This window comes from Thiomicrorhabdus sp. (assembly GCF_963662555.1).
Classification (GTDB): Bacteria; Pseudomonadota; Gammaproteobacteria; order Thiomicrospirales; family Thiomicrospiraceae; genus Thiomicrorhabdus.
Genome location: NZ_OY759719.1, coordinates 2,221,545 through 2,240,799, shown reverse-complemented (window position 1 = coordinate 2,240,799; position 19,255 = coordinate 2,221,545). Strand labels below are relative to the sequence as shown.

Here is a 19,255-nt window from a genome sequence, read left to right as displayed (position 1 = left end):
AATTTAGATATAAATCTAAATTGATTTATATGTTTAAAGTCTAAGAGGGTGCTATTTTGTCTAAGCGTCGTGTTGTGATTACAGGGTTGGGTGTTCTTTCTGCCGTTGGTTTGAATGTTGAAGAAAACTGGTCAAATATTTTAGCGGGTAATAGTGGAATTGATTACCTTACAAAATTTGATACTGATGCTTTTTCAGTAAAGTTTGGTGGCGAATTAAAAGGGTTTGATGTATCTCAATATATTGTGCCTAAAGAAGCCAAAAAGATGGACCCTTTTATTCATTATGGTATTGCGGCTGGTGCACAAGCGATTAAAGATTCTGGATTAGAGATTACAGATGAAAATGCAGCACGCATTGGTGTCTCAATGGGGTCGGGGATTGGCGGTATTGGTTCAATTGAAACCCAACATAAAGCGATGTTAAAAGGTGGCCCAAGAAGAGTTTCACCTTTCTTTGTTCCAAGCTCAATCATCAATATGATCTCAGGTAACCTTTCTATTATGTTTGGTCTAAAAGGACCAAATATGGCTATTGGTACTGCTTGTGCAACAGGTACTCATTCAATAGGTGATTCAGCTCGTATGATTGAATATGGCGATGTTGATGTGATGGTTGCTGGTGGAGCAGAATATGCAACTACTGAACTTGGTTTAGCTGGTTTTGCTGCAGCACGTGCCTTATCTACCCGTAATGATGACCCTAAAGCTGCAAGTCGTCCTTGGGATAAAGACCGTGATGGTTTTGTACTAGCAGATGGAGCAGGAGCCGTTGTACTTGAAGAGTATGAACATGCAAAAGCTCGTGGTGCAACAATTTATGCTGAAGTATTAGGTTTTGGTATGAGTGGTGACGCTTATCATATGACTTTACCAGCCGCAGGTGGTGAAGGTGCTGCCCGTTGTATGGCAACGGCATTAAATAACGCAAAATTAGACCCAAACAAAATTAACTACATTAATGCTCACGGTACTTCTACTCCAGCTGGCGATGTTTGTGAAACTGGTGCTGTTAAAACTGTGTTTGGCGATCACGCTTATAATTTAGCGATGAGCTCAACTAAATCTATGACTGGTCATGCTTTAGGTGCGGCAGGTGCGATGGAAGCGGTCTTTACTGCATTAGCGATTAAAAACCAAATCTTACTGCCAACAATCAACTTAGAGAACCCAGAAGAGGGTTGTGATTTAGATTATGTAGCAACGGGTGCACGTGATGCCAAAATTGATTATGCATTATCTAACTCGTTTGGCTTTGGTGGTACTAACGCAACCTTAGTTTTAGGTAAAGTTTAAAACCGTTTTGGTATTGAATTTAGTCGAAATTTTGTTATTTAAAATGCCTAAAACTCAAGTAAACTGTATCTTCTTAGAAAATCAGAATTAAACGGTTTATAGATTAAATGACTTTTTCGGCCAACAGTCAGGCGAGTACCTCTTTGGGTTCACAATCGCCGATTATCAACAAGATTTTGCTTTCAGATTTACCAGGCCTGGTAAATCTGAAAACGCCATCTATTGATTTGTCTTTACTGCATCAATTAAACCCTTCACGTTACCCGTTTTTATTAGAAAGCGTGGCTAAAGGTGGTTTGGGTGAATTTGATATTTTAATGGCTTATCCGCAAGAGACTATTCAGCTAACCAATCCAGCTGATGCAGAAAACTTTATAAACCAAGCTCAAGCTCAATTTTCTCAAATTAATCCTGATATTCAAAACCGAGAAAACCTGCCTTTTATTGGTGGTTGGTTTGCCTATTTTAGCTATGATTACGCTCAAGTGGTTGAACCTGTTTTACAACTTCCAAAATCACAGTTTCCTTTAGCAAATCTTACTCGCATTCCTGCTGGACTTGTTTTTGAACATTCATCTCAAAACTTGTATCTGGTTGCGGAGCCTGAGTTTGAACACTGTTTAGCAGAAATAGAATCTGATTTAATCAATGCTTTAGCTCTTAATAACGATGTTTTAGCGGTTAAAGTGAACAGTGATCATGAAGAGCCGGAACAAAAATATTTATCGGGTGTAGAAGCGATCAAAGAATATATCTTGGCAGGTGATGTATTTCAGGTAAATCTGTCGCGTCAATGGCAAGTAGAGTTAGAAAAAAATACCTCTTACTTAGATGTGTATAGAGCATTACGTAAATCTAATCCAGCTCCTTTTGCGGCTTTAGCACATTTTGAGACAGGCTCACAACAATCAAATCTAGATAACCAGGCCTGGCAAATTATTAGTTCATCGCCAGAACGTTTGGTTAAATATCAAAAGCCTTGGGTAGAAACACGCCCAATTGCTGGCACAAGAAAACGTGGTGAAAATGCCCAAGCAGATAAAGCTCTAGTCACCGAGTTAATAGAGCACCCTAAAGAACGTGCTGAACACATTATGTTGATTGATTTAGAGCGTAATGATTTAGGAAGAATTTGCCAACCAGGTACGGTTGAAGTGAATGAGTTGATGGTTGTTGAAACCTATGAGCATGTTCATCATATCGTCTCAAATGTAAGGGGGCAGTTACAAGAAGGTTTATCACCATTGGATATTGTGCATGCTTTATTTCCAGGTGGAACCATTACCGGTTGCCCTAAAATACGCTGTATGCAAATAGTGGCCGAATTAGAACAAATGCCAAGAGAGGCTTATACAGGTTCGCTCGGTTATATCAATATAGATGGTTCATTAGATTTAAATATTTTGATTCGTACGATGATTCAATTTGAACAAAACGGTAATCCCATTGTGCAGTTTAGAGCAGGAGCAGGAATTGTTGCTGACTCTGAAGCTCAAAGTGAATTAACTGAGACTCGTCATAAAGCCAAAGGGTTAGTTAAAGCCCTTGAAACCCCTATAGAAACAGTAGGTAGCTGTTAATGGAGCTGCAAGCCACTTACTGGTTAAACGGCAAGCTACAACAAGAACTTACTGTTCAAGACAGGGGCATTCAGTATGGCGATGGTTTTTTTACCACTATTTTGGTTGTCAATAAACAAGTTTTAAACTGGTCTGCACATTGGCAGCGAATAAAAAATAGTAGCCTGGTTTTGGATTTGCCGCTAATAGCTATTGAGCAGTTAAGCGATTGGCTTGAAGTGGCGTTAAATGATTTTTTTAAAAAAAATGCGGTAAAAGACTGTGTACTAAAAATAGTGATTACTCGAGGCATTGGTGGTGCAGGGTATCAAATGCCTGAACATATAGAACCGAACTGTATTTTTTATATAAAACCTAGTCCTATTCAGATAAAACAAAATGAACTACCTGTAATGGCACCTATGGCAGTCGGTTTATGTCAAACCATGGCAAGTATGGGTTCTTTAGCTGGCGTTAAAACCTTAAATCGTCTAGAAAATGTAATGGCAAAAACTGAGATGGCTAACCAGGGGTTTCAAGAAGGGTTAATGGTTAATGCACAAGATCATATTGTTTGTGCCACGCAATCGAATATTTATTTGATTAAAGAGAATAGCGTTATTACACCGCAAATTACTCAAAGTGGCGTTGCTGGCACAACACGTTACAGCATCAATAGACTGCTTCAAAATTTAGGTTGGAAACTGGAAGAAAAAAATATTTTACTCGCTGATATTGAACAAGCGGATGAGCTGTTTTTAACCAATGCGGTAAGAGGTGTACAACCTGTTAAACAGTTTTTAAATACTGACTATAAAACCGAACAAACTACATTAATTCACCAGGCCTGGTCAAATTGGCAAATGCAAAATGCCACTGATGTGATGAACTTAAAGAGTGTCAAATGAGCGAAACTTCTCAACCCATTCAAGCAGCTGTCTCGATTAAACAAGTTAGATGGTTTATGCGTTTATTGTTTGCAATGAATATTGTTGGCTTAGTCTTAGCTGGTTTTGCTTATTACCAGTATAACGCCTTTGTTACTGAGCCTATTTCACAAAAGCAACAGCCTATTGCCTTAACCATTAAACCAGGTAGCTCGGTTGCTAAGGTCGCTGAACAGTTGCATCAGCAAGGCTTTTTAGAGCACCCAAAATGGTTTGCCCTGTATGTTCGTTTTTTGCAAAAACAACATTTAGTTAAGGCGGGTGAATTTGAGATACAGCCGCAATGGACTGTTGATGAACTGATTTCTGGTTTAGAAAATGCCAAGAGTATCCAATACCCCGTGACGATTGTGGCGGGGCAAACTATTCAGCAAACTTTAGAAGAGATACATTCTCTACCTAAAATTAAAAAAGAGTTGGATATAAACGATATTAAAGGTTTGCAAAAATTGTTTGGTGTTGATGAAAAAATCAATCCAAAATACCCGTATGCCTCTATAGAAGGGCGTATTTTGCCAGAAACTTATTATTATCAATCTGGCGATAGTGATAAACAAATTGTTTTAAGAGCCGCTAAAGCTTTAAATAATGCGTTAGACCAGGCCTGGAAAAACCGAGAGAAAAACTTACCTTATAAAACGCCGTATGACGCCTTAATCATGGCTTCAATTGTAGAAAAAGAAACCGGTTATGCCCCAGAAAGACCGTTAATTGCTGGGGTGTTTGTAAGAAGAATGAAAAAAGGCATGCGTTTGCAAACAGACCCAACCGTTATTTATGGCATTGGTGCTAAATACGATGGCAATATTCGTAAAAAAGATTTGTTAACCACTACCATTTACAACACCTATAAGATTGATGGTTTGCCACCAACTCCAATTGCTTTACCAAGTATTGAGGCAATTAAGGCGGCATTAAACCCTGAGCCAACAAAAGCGTTATACTTTGTGGCTAAAGGTGGCGGACAACATCATTTTTCAAATACATTAGTTGAGCATAATAAAGCGGTTCAAAAGTATTTATTGAGTCACTAAAACTTAGTGATTGATATTAGTGGTTGATAAATAAGTCATTAAAAACGAGTCGTTAACGTAAGTTAAATAACCAAAATTTTACTAGGAAATAAGATACATATGTCTGGTCAGTTTATTACCTTAGAAGGTACCGAAGGTGCAGGAAAATCAACCAACTTGTTATTTATTCAAGAGTGGTTAAATACCCAAGGTATTGAACATATTGTGACTCGTGAACCTGGTGGAACAGAGATTGGCGAAGCGATTCGTGAAATTTTATTGAATAAAGATTACACCGCCATGCATGCAGAGACTGAACTGCTATTGATGTTTGCCGCTAGAGCACAACACTTAAAAGAAAAGATATTGCCTGCTATTGAAGCGGGTAAATGGGTGATATCTGACCGTTTTACGGATGCAACCTACGCTTATCAAGGAGCGGCTAGAGGTATGGCGTTTGAGCGTATTGCTGAAATTGAGCATTGGGTCCAGCAGGGATTTTTTCCGCATACCACTTTCATTTTTGATTTACCGATTGAAGTTGGTATGGCACGAGTCGCTTCACGTGGTGGTGAAACGGACCGCTTTGAGCAAGAAAAGCATGACTTTTTTGAAAAGGTTCGTTCTGCTTATTTAAAACGAGCTGAGATGGCTCCAGAACGTTATACGGTATTAGATGCCAGTCAACCTTTAGAGACTGTGCAAGCAAATATTGTGAAACGTTTACAACTTATGCAGGGCAAATAAATGTCTGCTACGCAATTGGCTTCAATTCGTTACCCTTGGTTAAATCCGCAGTGGCAACAATGGCAACAGCTTTTGGGCCGTTTAGGTCATGCGTATCTGCTTTCTGGCCCCCAAGGTATTGGTATTGAGGCTTTTATAAAAGATGTCGCTCAATCGGTGTTCTGTAAAAACAATCAAACAGGGCAAGCCTGTGGTCAGTGTTCTAGTTGTCATCTATTTTTAACGCAACAGCACCCTGATTATTATCAATTGGCTCGGCTTGAAGATAAAAAAGAGATTTCGGTTGATCAAGTCAGAAACTTGATTAATAAACTCAATGAAACTTCTCACCAAGGTGGTTACAAAATCACTTGGATTGAGGGAGTAGAGTATTTAAATCAGTCGGCATTTAATGCCTTGCTTAAATCGCTTGAAGAGCCTGCCGAGAACACCTTGTTTTTATTAACTACCCATCAAATCGACAGATTGCCTGCCACCATTAAAAGCCGTTGTCAGCAGCTCAACTTTACGCCTCCTGCTATACCCGATGCGGTTGAATGGGTGCACAGTCAAGCCCCTCAGGCAGATGAAGCCCTAGTAAAACGAGCATTACGTTTAAATTGGGGAGCTCCAATACAGGCCCTTAATTGGATTGAAACAGGTTTGTTTGATGAAGATAGCCAGTGGCGTAATGACTTAAAACAGATTCAAACAGGGCGAAAAACAGCCTCTCAAGCCGTTGGCGAATGGTTGAAATTTAAACAACCTGAACGTGTGTTTGATTATTTTTATCAATGGACGGTATCTGCCGTGCGTTCGGTAATGTATAACCCGCAAGAACAACAAAACGTTTCAGACGCACAAGTACAAAATTGGTTACGTTTTCAGCAAGCTGTACTGACGGCTAAACAAAACTGGTTAGCTAATGCGAATAAAGAATTGGTTTTAGAAAGCCTGTGCCTAGAATGGTTAAGCATCCAGCAAAGTGAAGAACCTTTAGAAACCGTTTTTAAATCAAGAATTCAAAAAGGAAAATTAGCGTGATTGTTGACTCTCATTGCCATCTTAATATTTTGCCAGAAGAAAAAGTAGGCACCATTGACGACGTTATTAATAAAGCTAAAGAACTCGGTGTTGAGCGAATTTTATGTGTAGCAATAAACCCAGAACAGTGGCAAGAGGTCATTGATATAGCTGAAAAATACGACTGTGTATATGCCTCTATTGGCGTGCACCCTTGTGAAGATAAAAATGTTGTAGTGAGTGATGATGAACTGCTTAAATTTGCCTCACACCCAAAAGTCATTGCCATTGGTGAAGTAGGGTTGGATTACTTTCATTTTGAAAACGAACCAGATATGACTTGGCAGCATGATCGTTTTAAACAACATATTAAAATCGCTAAGCAACTTGATAAACCTTTGATTATTCATACTAGAAATTCAACCCCAGATTGTTTAAGCATTCTAGAGCAAGAAGGTGCACAAGAAACAGGCGGCATTATGCACTGTTTTGTTGAAGATTTAGCCACGGCTGAAAGAGCGATGGCAATAGGGTTTTATATCTCTTTCTCTGGCATTGTGACTTTTAAGAATGCCAAAGAATTAAAAGAAGTGGCCCGTGTGCTGCCATTAGATAAAATCTTGGTAGAAACCGACTCTCCCTACTTGGCTCCTACGCCGTTTCGCGGCAAAACCAATCAACCTGGTTACACCAAATATGTTGTACAAGAAATAGCCGATTTAAAAGCATTGCCGTTTGATGAAGTCGCCAATGCTACTACAGAGAATTTTAATCGATTATTCAAACTGAGTTAATAAACTAAGCCAACAAATACAAACAGTCAAAGAATATCCTGTTATTCGACAACCAAGCAAAGAGTCAATCTAAAAGAGTCAATCTATGAGAAGTATGGCAATGGAAAAACCGAGAAAAGTCAAAGTGACTGCGTTATCAGACCGCTCATATACCTGGCAACGCATTTATGACTTAGTGGTTCAACACAAGCCGCAACTTATCAAAGCTAATATTATTGCTCTTTTTGCCATGTTAGCCACCGTTCCATTACCGTTATTATTGCCAATTTTGGTGGATGAAGTTTTATTGCATAAACCTGGCCCAATCGTTGGTTTTTTACAAAGCTTGGCTCCTACTGATTGGTATGGCCCGTTCTATTACATTGCAGCGATTACCTTAATTACTATTTGGTTGCGTGGTATGGGGTTGATTTTAGGGGTATGGCAAATGCAGCAATTTACGGTCATTGCTAAAGACGTCACCTTTAGAATTCGTAAAGATCTGCTGGCAAGGGTGCAAGGTGTCTCTATGGCACAATACTCATCAATGGGTAGCGGTAGTGTGTCAGCCACCATGTTAAATGATGTTAATACTATCGATACCTTTTTAGGTACTACTGTAAGTAAGTTGATAGTGGCGGTATTTTCTTTAGTTGGAGTCAGTCTTGTTCTATTTTGGCTAAACTGGGAGTTGGCTGTCTTTATTTTGATGTTTAACCCCGTCGTCGTTTACTTCACCATGAAAATGGGACAAAAAGTCAAAACTCTTAAGAAAGATGAAAACAGTGCCGTAGATGCCTTTCAACAATCATTAACAGAGACATTAGATGCTTTGCAACAGGTCAGAGCCGCTAATCAAGATAGTAACTTTTTTGACCGTGTAAGAAACAACGCCTATTCCATTAAAAAACACTCAGAAGCCTTTACATGGAAAAGTGATGCGATGAGCCGTTTTTCATTTATGATTTTTTTAGTAGGCTTTGATTTATTTAGAGGTGTGGGAATGCTAATGGTGGTGTTCTCAGATTTATCTATTGGGCAAATGATCGCCGTGTTTGGCTACCTTTGGTTTATGATGGGGCCGGTTCAAGAATTGTTAGCTATTCAATACGGTTACAGTGCCGCAAGTGGAGCTTTGCAGCGTATAAATGAAGTTTTGGATTTAAAGCAAGAACCTAAATATACTCAAGAAGTTGATCCGTTTAAAGATAACAAAACGGTATCGGTTGCAGTAAGAGATTTAGAATTTCACTACCCTGGTAAAAGTGAGTCAGTTTTAAAACAACTTAATTTTAAAATTGAAGCGGGTGAAAAGCTGGCTTTGGTTGGTGCCAGTGGTGGAGGTAAAACCACTTTAGTTCAACTTCTTCTTGGTTTTTATGAAGCCTCAGGGGGAGATGTTTTATATAACGATATTCCTATTACCAAGATTGGTCAATCGGTCGTGCGAGCCAATGTGGCTACCGTATTACAGCACCCAGCGTTGTTTCATCAAACCATTCGTTTTAACTTAACATTAGGCCAAGAGATGCCTGATGATGTTTTATGGAAAGCCTTAAAACAAGCACAATTAGCAGACACAATTAAAGAACTAGATGATCAATTAGAATCGGTTGTAGGGCGAAACGGTATTAAATTATCAGGTGGCCAAAGACAGCGTTTAGCGATTGCTCGCATGATTTTGCAAGATCCTAAAATCGTGATTATGGATGAAGCGACCTCGGCATTGGATATGGAAACCGAAAGACGTCTTTATGAAGATTTAGCCGAATTTTTAGAAAACAGAACCACCTTGATTGTGGCACACCGTTTAAGTTCCATTCGTCAGGCTGACCGCATTATGGTGTTTGAAGATGGGCATATTATTGAATCAGGTAGTCATGATGAACTACTTGAACAAGGCGGCACTTACCATAAGTTGTATCGTTGATTTATATCAAACAATATCAATTTACCAGGCCTGGTAAATTGTGTTTTTAAGGTTTAATTTATCTTAGCTATTGAGAAGCCTTTTTAATATATATACACCTTTGATATTCACTTTTAGGCTTCTCGTTACTATTTTTACTTGCCTAAAAATAGTAACCACAAAAAGGGCACCCCGCTCCATAAATTGGCAAGTTCTAAAACTCATTCACTGAAACTTCAGAACTCGCTACGCTCAAACAGCTGAAGTTTTTAAACGTTCACTTCGTTAAGAACTTTGCACAATTTATTCCAAGGGGAATCTTGGCGTTTGTGGTTGGCTTTACTGAATAAAATAGTACCCTATGCTCTCAATGTATCAATGACCACAAGACATGCCAGGCTTGGTAAAAAATACAGCACAATAATATCTAAACAATAGAAATACAGAATTAACGTAGTAAAACCTCCCTTTTGTAAACAATCGTGATTTCACTTAGTGCAGAGGGCGTTAAAACGTTTCAATTGTTTGAGCGTAGCGAGTTTTGAAACGTTAGCCAGCAAGCTTAGTGAAATAGATTGTGTCAGCAGGGGGTCTTTTCTTTGTTTACTTTCTTTGGGCAAGCAAAGAAAGTAGGGGGAAGCCAGGGCCATTGAAACGAAGACCTATAAATATTAAAAAGGCTTCTCAATAGCTAAGATAAATTAAACCTTAAAAGTGGCATGCCCTTTAGTTATTTATGTTTTGCGACCATAGGGTAAAAGAGAAAATCCTGTATTTACAAAATGTAAACACAGGATAGATAGAGATAGGTTTTTTGAAGATTGATTTAGTGTTGAGTATTAAACTCTTCTGCCGCTGCTTTATGGACTAAATAGGTTTTTAAAGCCAATGATTTAGTACGAATATTAAAGGTTAAACGAGCGACTTCATCAAAGTGTTTGGCAAAATGTACCGTCATACCTTCTTGTAAATAATCAGGTAATTCTTGGTAATCTTTGCGGTTATCATCTGGCAAAATTAACTCTTTAATGCCAATACGGCGTGCCGCAATCACTTTTTCTCTTATGCCACCCACAGGCAATACCTGGCCTGTCAAACTTAGTTCCCCAGTCATTGCTAAAGCAGTTTTTAATGGTTCACCACGTGCTAATGAAAGTAGGGCGGTTGCCATAGTCACACCTGCACTTGGGCCATCTTTTGGGGTAGCGCCATCTGGTACATGTAAATGCACAAACGCTTTATCAAAAAACTCAGGATCGGCTTTATATTTATCTAAATTAGAAGAGATAAAGCTATAAGCAATACCTGCTGACTCTTGCATGACTTCACCTAACTGACCAGATAATTTAAAACCACGGTTCAAAGTATGCACACGACTCGCTTCAATAGTTAAGGTTGCACCTCCCATTGAGGTCCACGCCAAACCAGTTACTGTGCCCACTTGTTGATTGACTTTTTCTGGAGTAAAGCGAGGTTGCCCTAGCATTTCTTCAAGCTCATTCACGTGAATTTTGGTTGTTTGTAAATCACTGGTGACAAATTTAAAAGCCAGTTTACGTACAAGTTTAGCCAGTTGTTTTTTAAGGTTACGCACCCCTGATTCACGGGCATAACCTTCAATAACATGGCGAATGGCCGCTGGTGTAATTTGTACTTGGTCTTTTGTTAAACCCGCTTCTTCAAGAAGGCTTGGCCATAAGTGGTGTTTAGCTATTTGTATTTTCTCTTCCGTAATGTAACCCGATAAACGAATCACTTCCATTCTGTCTAATAAAGGACCTGGAATTGAATCTAAGGTATTGGCAGTACAGACAAATAACGCTTTAGATAAATCAAAACGCACATCCATAAAATGGTCCATAAACTCATGGTTTTGTTCTGGATCTAATACTTCTAATAGAGCTGAAGCGGGATCACCTTGGAAAGAGGCTCCAATTTTATCGACTTCATCAAGCATAATTACAGGGTTGGCAGTTTGACAATCTTTTAAGGCTTGCACAAATTTACCTGGCATAGCACCAATATAAGTTCGTCTGTGGCCTTTAATTTCAGCTTCATCACGCATTCCACCAACTGAAAAACGGTAAAATTTTCGCCCTAAAGATTCTGCTATTGAACGGCCTATTGAGGTTTTACCCACACCAGGAGGACCAACTAAACAGATAATAGAACCTGCTACTTCACCTTTAAGCGAACCAACGGCTAAAAACTCAAGAATACGATCTTTTACGTCTTCTAAACCATCGTGACCTTTATCAAGTACTTTTTTAGCTCGTTTTAAATCGAGCAGGTCTTTGCTGTGTTTGCCCCAAGGTAACTGAGTTAACCAATCTAACCAGTTACGTGCCACGTTATATTCTGGTGATTGAGGGTCAAGAAAATTGAGTTTGTTCAGTTCTTCTTCGGCTTTTTTTGTCGCCTCTTCTGAAAGGGCAAGTTTTTCCATACGATCTCTAAAACGATCGGTATCAAGTGTTTGGTCATCTTTAACCATGCCCAACTCTTTTTGAATTTCATTGAGTTGTTGGCGTAAAAAGAAGTCACGCTGATGTTCAGAAAGATTTTCTTCTACTCGTTCACGAATATTAAATTGCAGTTTAGTGACTTCAATTTCTTGCTTGAATAAAGCTAACACTTTCTCCATTCTTTCTGAGAGATTAAGCGTTTCTAGAACGTCTTGCAGTTTGTCATTTTCTGCGGTGGTTAAACCTGCAGCAAAGTCGGCAAGTTGTGCAGGCTCACTTGCACTATAACGGTTTAAAAAATATTTTAGCTCTTCACTGTAAAGTGGATTTAGTGGCAATAGCTCTCTAAAGGCATTCATGATGGCTAGGCCATACGCTTTATACTCTTGATCAGAACCATCAATAATGTCTTTAGGATAATTCACTAGAGCACGATAGGGCGCCTTACCTGAAACCCACTCTTTAATTTCAAAACGCTGAATGCCCTCGGCAATTAATTGAATGTAATCTTCTTTGACTTTAGGGTCGTGAATTTTTATCAGCGTTCCCATTTTGCAGAAATCACTTGGTTCAGCTTTATCGTGATGCTCTGTATTTACAAAAATAATACCGATGTATTTACACTTGTTTTCCTTAATCGCTTCATAGGTTTTTCCCCAACTTTCTTTATTGAGTAAAACTGGTAGCTGTTGACCAGGAAAAAACGGACGTTCTTTTACAGGAAGTAAAAAAATCTCACGCGGAATCGTTAGCTCTGGCTTGGCTAATTGACCAAAAATACTGCCGGGATTATGCACTATATGTTCACCTTCAAGCACGGCATTAGCGGTTTCAATGAGTCTTTTGGCTAAGGCTTCATTCACTTCAATCTTGATTTGGTCTTCATCAATGTCATCTTCATTGTCAACTGGCTCAATGTCGGCAGGCTCTTCATACGAAACTTCGTGATGAACAGAAGGACTATCAACCTCATTATTTTTTGCAGAGTTGTTGTCAATTTCAGTTAGTTCTGGGATTTCATTGCTGTTGTTTTTATCAGTCATATCTTTTGGCTTGTGTCTCGGCGTTGAAACGCATGATTTCGTCTAAAAAAGGAGGAATACCGTATTATAATGTGGACACAAATTAACAGATTCAAGAGTGAAGTATGCAAAATAGTGAAATTAAGATTGGTTTTATTACCGTTTCAGACAGAGCGAGCCGCGGAGAGTATGAAGACTTGGGTGGCCCAGCCATGCAAGAGTGGATTAGCAAGGCTCTAACGAATGAATGGACTGCGGTTGCTAAGGTTATTGAAGATGAGCAAGATGTTATTGAAGCGACCTTAATTGATATGGTAGATAACCAGGGTTGCGGCTTAATTTTAACCACTGGGGGTACAGGCCCAGCAAAAAGAGATGTGACTCCAGAAGCGACAGAAAACGTGTGCGACAAAATATTAGATGGGTTTGCTGAACAGATGCGAGCGGTTTCTTTGAAATATGTGCCGACTGCAATTCTGTCTCGTCAAATTGCGGGTACACGTGGTAGCTGTCTAATTATTAACTTGCCGGGTAAACCTTCTGCCATTGGAGAATGTTTAGAAGCGGTTTTTCCAGCGGTACCTTATTGTGTTGATTTAATTGAAGGGCCTTATTTAGAAACAGATGACAGTTTTGTAAAAGGCTTTAGACCTAAACACGCCAAAAAGCCAACTGCATAAAAACCTTTAGAGAAGATACTATGAGCAATGTGAATTACCAAAGTGAAGGCTTAGATAACGTATTAGATTTTGTACGTTGGGGTGGCACTTTATTTAAAAAAGCCAACTTATTTTTTGGTCACGGCACCGATAATGCGTTTGATGAAGCCAGAGTATTGGTATTTTTTGCTTTGAATTTGCCAGCAGAAATTCCTGAAAACTATTGGCAAGCTAAGTTAACCGCACAAGAAAAACACCAAGTGACTGAACTGTTTCAACGTCGTATAGAAAGCAGAAAACCTGCCGCCTACCTAACTGGCGAGGCTTGGTTTGCCGGCTTGCGTTTTATTGTAAATGAAAACACCTTAGTACCACGTTCACCGATTGCTGAACTGATTGCCCAAAACTATGCTCCATGGATTCAAGACCCTGATTCAGTGACACGTGTTTTAGATTTATGTACCGGGAGTGGCTGTATTGGTATTGCTTCACTTAAGGCCTTTCCTTATGCGGAGGTCGATTTAGTCGATATTTCTGCTGAGGCTTTAGAGGTGGCTAATAAGAATATAGAGCAATATGGTTTAAATGATTTTGCTCACGCAATCCAATCTGATTTGTATTCTGCTTTAGAAGGTAAACAATACGATTTAATTGTCTCTAACCCGCCTTATGTTGATGAAATAGAGATGCAAGCTCTACCCGAAGAGTTTAAACAAGAGCCGGAGCTTGGCTTAGCAGCAGGGCACGATGGTTTAGATTTGGTACGTAAAATTTTGGCAGAAGCCCCTAAATATTTAAAAGACGACGGAGTGTTAATTGTTGAGGTGGGGGTTTCTCAGTATTTTGTTGAACAAGAATACCCAGAATTACCGCTGTATTGGTTCGAGTTTGAAAATGGTGGCGAAGGGGTGTTTGCTATTCAAAAATCCGAGCTGGAACTTTTTCAAGATTTATTAGACGAAAGAGTTGTAAATTAAGGAACAATTAGGGATTGTTGTTAGTTAATAGACGTTTAATCGGCCATGGTAGTTAGTGTCTTTAGACTAATAACCATAGACTTTTAATCATCAATTAATGACTAGCCTTTAAATTACCAGGCCTGGCAAACTTATTGCTAGCTATGTTTTTTAATTATAAAGAGAGCTTTGCTCGAGTCACGGACGAAAGAAAAATTGACGTAAGTGCCCCTTGAGGGTAAAAATTTTTACTCGTTTATAATCTCGTGTAAAGCTCTCATCAAATACTTGTCAGTTAAAAAGCCTCTGTAAAGCTTGGAGTAAGTTATGAAGCACCCTTTTTTAAAGTCATTGATTGTGGCAATGAGTTTATCTTCTTTGCCTGTAATGTCACAAGATACTTCTGGCCCAGTAAGGTCAAAAACTCCACTAGTAGATTTAGGGGCTGAGTTAAAAGCCAAATCAGGTATTAAAACACCAGCAACTACGCCAACAAAATCCCAACAAACAACAACTCAACCTGTTGAAGAACAAGCTTCAACTCCTGCCTTACTAGATACAAATCATAACTCTACAGCCAAAAATGATAAAACCACTCACACCACTGAACATAAAGCCCATTGGAGTTATCTTGGCGATACTGGCCCGCAGCATTGGGGTGATTTATCTGCTGATAATATTCAATGTAAAATTGGTAGTAATCAATCTCCAATTAATTTAAAAGATAAAGCGGGTGTAGGTGCAGCAGGTTTACCACAGTTAGATATTCACTACCTTGATGTGCCACTTAAAATCATTAACAATGGCCATACTGTTCAAGTTAATTACCCTCTAGGTAGCTACATTGAAGTAGGCGGACATCGCTATGAATTATTGCAGTTTCATTTTCATACGCCAAGTGAGCATCAAAAAGATGGTTTTAATTACCCAATGGAAGTGCATTTGGTGCATAAGGATGGAGAAGGCCATTTAGCGGTTATTGGTGTGATTTTTCAAGAAGGTGAAGAGAACCCACAAATACAAACGCTACTTGAAAATTTACCCAAAGAATTTGGTAAACAAGAGATTCATAGAGGGGCAAGTATTAATCCTGTGATGTTTATACCCTCTAACACTGATTTTTATAAATATAGCGGTTCTTTAACAACACCTCCTTGTTCAGAAGGTGTTTATTGGATGGTTTTTAAACATCCTATTGAGGCTTCAATGGAACAGATTGAACGTCTTAAAGAGGTTATGGGAGAGAACAATAGACCCGTTCAAAAACTAAATTCGCGTTCTTTGCTTAAGTCTTGGTCTGAGCAAGTTCAAGAACAACCGCTGTATGAATTTTATTAGTTTTTAATTTACCAGGCCTGGTAAAAATTCAACGACCAGGCCTTATCATCTTCACAAAACAACACTTCTTTAATCTCGTATTTTACTCACGTTATTCTTTATTTTTTCTTTGCTATATCACTCTTTCTACGCGTTTTTTGTTCTTTCAGTTAACGATATTCTTGAAATATTGTTCTTAATTTAGCAACAGTCTTTTGTTAATTAGTGCGTTTTTTCTCTCTCTAATTCTTTGTAAACTAAGAACAAGTTAAAAAACAGCGTGAGAAAATTAAATGCAATTAGCCAACAGTACACAATCTTATGGTTGGATTTCTATCCTATTTCATTGGGTTGTTGCGGTATTAGTAATCGCGATGTTTGCATTAGGTTTGTGGATGGTTTCTTTAGATTACTACTCAACTTGGTATCACACTGCACCCGATATTCATAAGTCAATAGGTGTGTTGATCATGGCAGGGATGTTAATTAGATTGTTTTGGAATCTATTCAACTCTAAGCCAAAACCATTGGGCCAATCAAAGCGCTTAAACAGCGTAGCGAATATTGTGCATTTTGTTCTTTATGTATTGGTGTTTGCTTTGGGAGTGAGTGGCTATTTAATTTCTACCGCTGAATCGCATCCCATTTATGTCTTTAATTGGTTTGATGTGCCGGCTTTAATAGAACCTATTAAAGACCAAGCAGACAAAGCTGGAGAGATACATGAATGGCTTGCCTTTATTTTGATTGGGTTGGTTTCCATTCATGCCATTGCAGCTTTAAAACACCATTTTTGGGATAAAGATAACACCTTAAAACGCATGCTTAAACCATAGGAATTAAGAGTTTTAACTAAATCAAATTTTATAAAAGTAACTTTCATTTTAATGAAAAAATTGTAATCAGGAGAACACATTATGACAAAGCTAAAACAACTCTTTTTATCAGTCGCTTTACTATCGGTTTCTGCGGTGGCTTTTTCGGCCCCAGCTAACTATGTGGTTGATACCAAAGGCATGCACGCCTCCATTAACTTTAAAATTCAGCACTTAGGCTATAGTTGGTTAACCGGCCGATTTGATAATTTTTCTGGTAACTATGTATATGATGATAAAGACTTAGCTAACAGTAAAATCAATATCAAAATAGACACTTCAAGTGTCAGCACTAATCATGCTGAGCGAGATAAGCATTTACGTAGTGCAGATTTTTTAAATGTCAGTAAATTTCCAGAATCAACCTTTGAAAGTACTTCTATAGAGGGGACTGATTCAGATATGCAAGTTAAAGGTAATTTCACGTTAAATGGGGTAACCAAACCTATTGTGATTCAAGCTCATAAAATTGGTGAAGGTAAAGATCCATGGGGTGGTTATCGTTCTGGATTTACAGGTACCACCAAAATTAAGTTGGCTGATTACAACATCACATACAACTTAGGGCCTGCGTCAACTTATGTTGAGTTAGATTTGAATATTGAAGGGGTAAAAAAATAAACGATTTTTAATGTTCAAAGTTGTCAGTTAAAATAACTGACTATAACTATTTGAGTTTTCTCAATGATCCAAGTTAACTAATTGTTAACTTGGATTTTTGTTTTTACGAATTTCAAAAACTAACTATATTTAATTAAGAGATTTTAATGTTCCATCCAAAATACCAAACTATCTTATTCGCTTTTTTTATGGCATTTTTTATGTCGTTTTTAATGTCAGCTATTATCACTTTCTTTAATGTTGGTATTCCCCATAACTTTTTTCATATGTGGATGAAGGCATGGTTTATGGCATTTATTGTGGCTTTTCCAATCGTTACCTTTGTAGCACCTTCTGTAAGAAAATTGGTGATGATTTTAATCAGAACTGAATAAACCCTTAGAAATAATCAATCAAGAATTTATTGAATTATCTATTTCGTTGATAGGGTTCAATGAATTCAATAGGTATTTTTCTAGGTTTATGGTGTATTAAATCAATACAAACATAAGTCATCTGTGCGGTGAAAACCGTTTTTTTGTCGCTTTCTCTAATTATTTCAAAATGGCGTTTGCGTAAACAACAGCCTTGCTGCTCACCTACCCAGGTGGCAATGTGCAATGTATCTCCTAAATAGCAACTGGCCAAGTACTGCATACAGTTTTCATACACCGCCATAATGCGATTCAGTTCACGCTGTTTTTCATGGCTAATTCCAACCGATTTTGCATGTTCCCATGCAATCTGCTCCATCCATGCTAGGTAGCTTTTGTTATTTACGTGTCCTAAAAAATCCAAGTCATCTTGACTAACAATATGTTTATAAATAAAGGGGTTTGGGTATTGCCAATTTAATTGTCTATTATTCGGTGTCATTTGGTAAAAACTCAGCAGTGCTAATATGCAATTTAAGCGGATTTTAGGTAGAATACACCGATTATAACGAATATTGAGAACAGGTTTATGTCTGGTAATACTTTAGGTCAAAATTTTAGAGTCACAACCTTTGGCGAAAGCCATGGTTTGGCGTTGGGTTGCATTGTAGATGGTTGCCCTCCAGGCATGGAGTTGTGTGAAGAAGATATTCAAGCAGAGTTAGATCGCAGAAAGCCTGGAACCTCAAAGCATGCTACGGCCCGCAGAGAAGATGATGAAGTACAAATTTTATCTGGTGTCTTTGAAGGCAAGACCACGGGTACGCCAATTGGAATGATTATTCATAACAAAGACCAGCGTTCAAAAGACTATTCAAAAGTGGCTGAAACTTTTAGACCTGCTCATGCTGATTACACCTATACTCAAAAATACGGTTTTAGAGACTACCGAGGTGGTGGGCGTTCATCTGCTCGTGAAACGGCAATGCGTGTTGCTGCAGGTGCGATTGCTAAAAAATATTTAAAAGAGCGTTTGGGTGTTGAAGTAAAAGGCTATCTTTCACAGTTGGGCCCAATTAAGGTTGAAAATGTAACTTGGCCGTTTGATAACTCAAATGAATACTTTTGCCCAAATCCAGAAAAAAGCGAAGAGATTCGTGCTTACATGGATGACTTGTTAAAGCAAAAAAACTCGGTTGGTGCCAAAATTACTATTGTGGCTAAGGATGTGCCTGTTGGTTTAGGCGAGCCAGTGTTTGATCGTTTAGATGCCGATTTAGCTCACGCTTTAATGAGTATTAACGCAGTAAAAGGCGTTGAAATTGGTGATGGTTTTGCCGTAGCAGGGCAGTTAGGTACAGAACACCGTGATGAGATGACTCCAAATGGGTTTGAATCAAACCATTCGGGTGGTATTTTGGGCGGTATTTCAACTGGACAAGATATTGTGGCTCACATTGCTTTAAAGCCGACTTCAAGCATTATGACTCCAGGTAAAAGTATTAATACATCCGGCGAGTCAATAGAAATGGTTACCAAAGGCCGTCACGATCCTTGTGTGGGGATTAGGGCTACGCCAATTGCAGAAGCACAAATGGCAATTGTCTTGTTAGACCATTTTATGCGTAACCGAGCACAAAATGGTGATGTAGTTCCGCCTATTATGGATCTTGCTCACGCGGGTCAATAATCGCTTTCACAATAAGAAAAGCGTTATAAGACTTAAAGCGGAGTATGAGGTG

The 19,255-nt window shown here is 38.6% G+C and carries 17 protein-coding genes; 15 read left to right on the top strand and 2 right to left on the bottom strand.

The genetic code is table 11. The features are described 5' to 3' along the window. Nucleotides 1–56 precede the first annotated feature (56 nt). The 8 genes from fabF to ACORJQ_RS10035 all read left to right on the top strand — a co-directional run bounded on the left by fabF (nucleotide 57) and on the right by ACORJQ_RS10035 (nucleotide 9,266). Nucleotides 57–1,295: a beta-ketoacyl-ACP synthase II gene (fabF, locus tag ACORJQ_RS10070; protein WP_321324188.1), complete on the top strand. Its 1,239-nt coding sequence runs from the start codon at nucleotides 57–59 to the stop codon at nucleotides 1,293–1,295. 107 nt (nucleotides 1,296–1,402) lie between these two features. Further along, on the top strand, nucleotides 1,403–2,875 hold the full coding sequence (locus tag ACORJQ_RS10065; RefSeq protein WP_321324187.1) for an aminodeoxychorismate synthase component I: 1,473 nt from the start codon (nucleotides 1,403–1,405) through the stop codon (nucleotides 2,873–2,875). Beyond that, the gene (gene pabC / locus ACORJQ_RS10060) at nucleotides 2,875–3,762 is read left to right on the top strand and encodes an aminodeoxychorismate lyase (RefSeq protein ID WP_321324185.1); all 888 of its coding nucleotides are present in this window, start codon (nucleotides 2,875–2,877) and stop codon (nucleotides 3,760–3,762) included. The genes ACORJQ_RS10065 and pabC overlap by 1 nt, the downstream gene beginning before the upstream one ends. Then, a complete protein-coding gene (gene mltG, locus ACORJQ_RS10055; RefSeq protein WP_321324184.1) occupies nucleotides 3,759–4,835 on the top strand; it encodes an endolytic transglycosylase MltG in 1,077 nt (358 codons plus the stop codon). Before pabC ends, mltG begins: the two co-directional genes overlap by 4 nt. Nucleotides 4,836–4,934: 99 nt before the next feature. Beyond that, nucleotides 4,935–5,561, top strand: a complete 627-nt coding sequence (tmk, locus tag ACORJQ_RS10050) for a dTMP kinase (protein WP_321324182.1) — start codon at nucleotides 4,935–4,937, stop codon at nucleotides 5,559–5,561. Then, nucleotides 5,562–6,584, top strand: a complete 1,023-nt coding sequence (gene holB, locus ACORJQ_RS10045) for a DNA polymerase III subunit delta' (RefSeq protein ID WP_321324181.1) — start codon at nucleotides 5,562–5,564, stop codon at nucleotides 6,582–6,584. It abuts the gene before it with no gap. Further along, a complete protein-coding gene (locus ACORJQ_RS10040) occupies nucleotides 6,581–7,357 on the top strand; it encodes a TatD family hydrolase (RefSeq protein WP_321324179.1) in 777 nt (258 codons plus the stop codon). The genes holB and ACORJQ_RS10040 overlap by 4 nt, the downstream gene beginning before the upstream one ends. Before the next feature lie 94 nt (nucleotides 7,358–7,451). Then, on the top strand, nucleotides 7,452–9,266 hold the full coding sequence (locus ACORJQ_RS10035; protein ID WP_321326873.1) for an ABC transporter ATP-binding protein: 1,815 nt from the start codon (nucleotides 7,452–7,454) through the stop codon (nucleotides 9,264–9,266). Between the two features lie 805 nt (nucleotides 9,267–10,071). Here ACORJQ_RS10035 and lon read toward each other — a convergent pair. Then, nucleotides 10,072–12,753: an endopeptidase La gene (gene lon / locus ACORJQ_RS10030; RefSeq protein WP_321324177.1), complete on the bottom strand. Its 2,682-nt coding sequence runs from the start codon at nucleotides 12,751–12,753 to the stop codon at nucleotides 10,072–10,074. Between the two features lie 104 nt (nucleotides 12,754–12,857). Between lon and mog the strand changes: the two genes are divergently transcribed. The 6 genes from mog to ACORJQ_RS10000 all read left to right on the top strand — a co-directional run bounded on the left by mog (nucleotide 12,858) and on the right by ACORJQ_RS10000 (nucleotide 17,534). After that, nucleotides 12,858–13,412, top strand: coding sequence for a molybdopterin adenylyltransferase (gene mog, locus ACORJQ_RS10025; RefSeq protein WP_321324175.1), 555 nt, complete (start codon nucleotides 12,858–12,860; stop codon nucleotides 13,410–13,412). Nucleotides 13,413–13,432: 20 nt separating this feature from the next. Then, complete coding sequence (gene prmB / locus ACORJQ_RS10020; RefSeq protein WP_321324173.1) at nucleotides 13,433–14,368, top strand: 50S ribosomal protein L3 N(5)-glutamine methyltransferase; 936 nt, start codon at nucleotides 13,433–13,435, stop codon at nucleotides 14,366–14,368. Nucleotides 14,369–14,674: 306 nt separating this feature from the next. Then, nucleotides 14,675–15,685: a carbonic anhydrase gene (locus tag ACORJQ_RS10015; protein ID WP_321324171.1), complete on the top strand. Its 1,011-nt coding sequence runs from the start codon at nucleotides 14,675–14,677 to the stop codon at nucleotides 15,683–15,685. 272 nt (nucleotides 15,686–15,957) lie between these two features. Beyond that, on the top strand, nucleotides 15,958–16,500 hold the full coding sequence (locus ACORJQ_RS10010) for a cytochrome b (RefSeq protein ID WP_321324169.1): 543 nt from the start codon (nucleotides 15,958–15,960) through the stop codon (nucleotides 16,498–16,500). A gap of 81 nt (nucleotides 16,501–16,581) precedes the next feature. Continuing rightward, a complete protein-coding gene (locus ACORJQ_RS10005; protein WP_321324167.1) occupies nucleotides 16,582–17,160 on the top strand; it encodes a YceI family protein in 579 nt (192 codons plus the stop codon). Nucleotides 17,161–17,360: 200 nt separating this feature from the next. Then, on the top strand, nucleotides 17,361–17,534 hold the full coding sequence (locus tag ACORJQ_RS10000; protein WP_321324165.1) for a DUF2798 domain-containing protein: 174 nt from the start codon (nucleotides 17,361–17,363) through the stop codon (nucleotides 17,532–17,534). A gap of 34 nt (nucleotides 17,535–17,568) precedes the next feature. Here ACORJQ_RS10000 and ACORJQ_RS09995 read toward each other — a convergent pair whose 3' ends face one another. Next, nucleotides 17,569–18,015: an acyl-CoA thioesterase gene (locus ACORJQ_RS09995; protein WP_321324163.1), complete on the bottom strand. Its 447-nt coding sequence runs from the start codon at nucleotides 18,013–18,015 to the stop codon at nucleotides 17,569–17,571. 87 nt (nucleotides 18,016–18,102) lie between these two features. Between ACORJQ_RS09995 and aroC the strand changes: the two genes are divergently transcribed. Beyond that, the gene (gene aroC, locus ACORJQ_RS09990) at nucleotides 18,103–19,203 is read left to right on the top strand and encodes a chorismate synthase (RefSeq protein ID WP_321324161.1); all 1,101 of its coding nucleotides are present in this window, start codon (nucleotides 18,103–18,105) and stop codon (nucleotides 19,201–19,203) included. Nucleotides 19,204–19,255: the final 52 nt, after the last annotated feature.

Excerpts from the sequence above, each read along its gene's own strand:
- ACORJQ_RS10065 (WP_321324187.1), top strand. The coding sequence starts at position 1,403 with ATGACTTTTTCGGCCAACAGTCAGGCGAGTACCTCTTTGGGTTCACAA.
- pabC (WP_321324185.1), top strand. The coding sequence starts at position 2,875 with ATGGAGCTGCAAGCCACTTACTGGTTAAACGGCAAGCTACAACAAGAA.
- mltG (WP_321324184.1), top strand. The coding sequence starts at position 3,759 with ATGAGCGAAACTTCTCAACCCATTCAAGCAGCTGTCTCGATTAAACAA.
- tmk (WP_321324182.1), top strand. The coding sequence starts at position 4,935 with ATGTCTGGTCAGTTTATTACCTTAGAAGGTACCGAAGGTGCAGGAAAA.
- holB (WP_321324181.1), top strand. The coding sequence starts at position 5,562 with ATGTCTGCTACGCAATTGGCTTCAATTCGTTACCCTTGGTTAAATCCG.
- ACORJQ_RS10035 (WP_321326873.1), top strand. The coding sequence starts at position 7,452 with ATGGCAATGGAAAAACCGAGAAAAGTCAAAGTGACTGCGTTATCAGAC.
- lon (WP_321324177.1), bottom strand. The coding sequence starts at position 12,753 with ATGACTGATAAAAACAACAGCAATGAAATCCCAGAACTAACTGAAATT.
- mog (WP_321324175.1), top strand. The coding sequence starts at position 12,858 with ATGCAAAATAGTGAAATTAAGATTGGTTTTATTACCGTTTCAGACAGA.
- prmB (WP_321324173.1), top strand. The coding sequence starts at position 13,433 with ATGAGCAATGTGAATTACCAAAGTGAAGGCTTAGATAACGTATTAGAT.
- ACORJQ_RS10015 (WP_321324171.1), top strand. The coding sequence starts at position 14,675 with ATGAAGCACCCTTTTTTAAAGTCATTGATTGTGGCAATGAGTTTATCT.
- ACORJQ_RS10010 (WP_321324169.1), top strand. The coding sequence starts at position 15,958 with ATGCAATTAGCCAACAGTACACAATCTTATGGTTGGATTTCTATCCTA.
- ACORJQ_RS10005 (WP_321324167.1), top strand. The coding sequence starts at position 16,582 with ATGACAAAGCTAAAACAACTCTTTTTATCAGTCGCTTTACTATCGGTT.
- ACORJQ_RS10000 (WP_321324165.1), top strand. The coding sequence starts at position 17,361 with ATGTCGTTTTTAATGTCAGCTATTATCACTTTCTTTAATGTTGGTATT.
- ACORJQ_RS09995 (WP_321324163.1), bottom strand. The coding sequence starts at position 18,015 with ATGACACCGAATAATAGACAATTAAATTGGCAATACCCAAACCCCTTT.
- aroC (WP_321324161.1), top strand. The coding sequence starts at position 18,103 with ATGTCTGGTAATACTTTAGGTCAAAATTTTAGAGTCACAACCTTTGGC.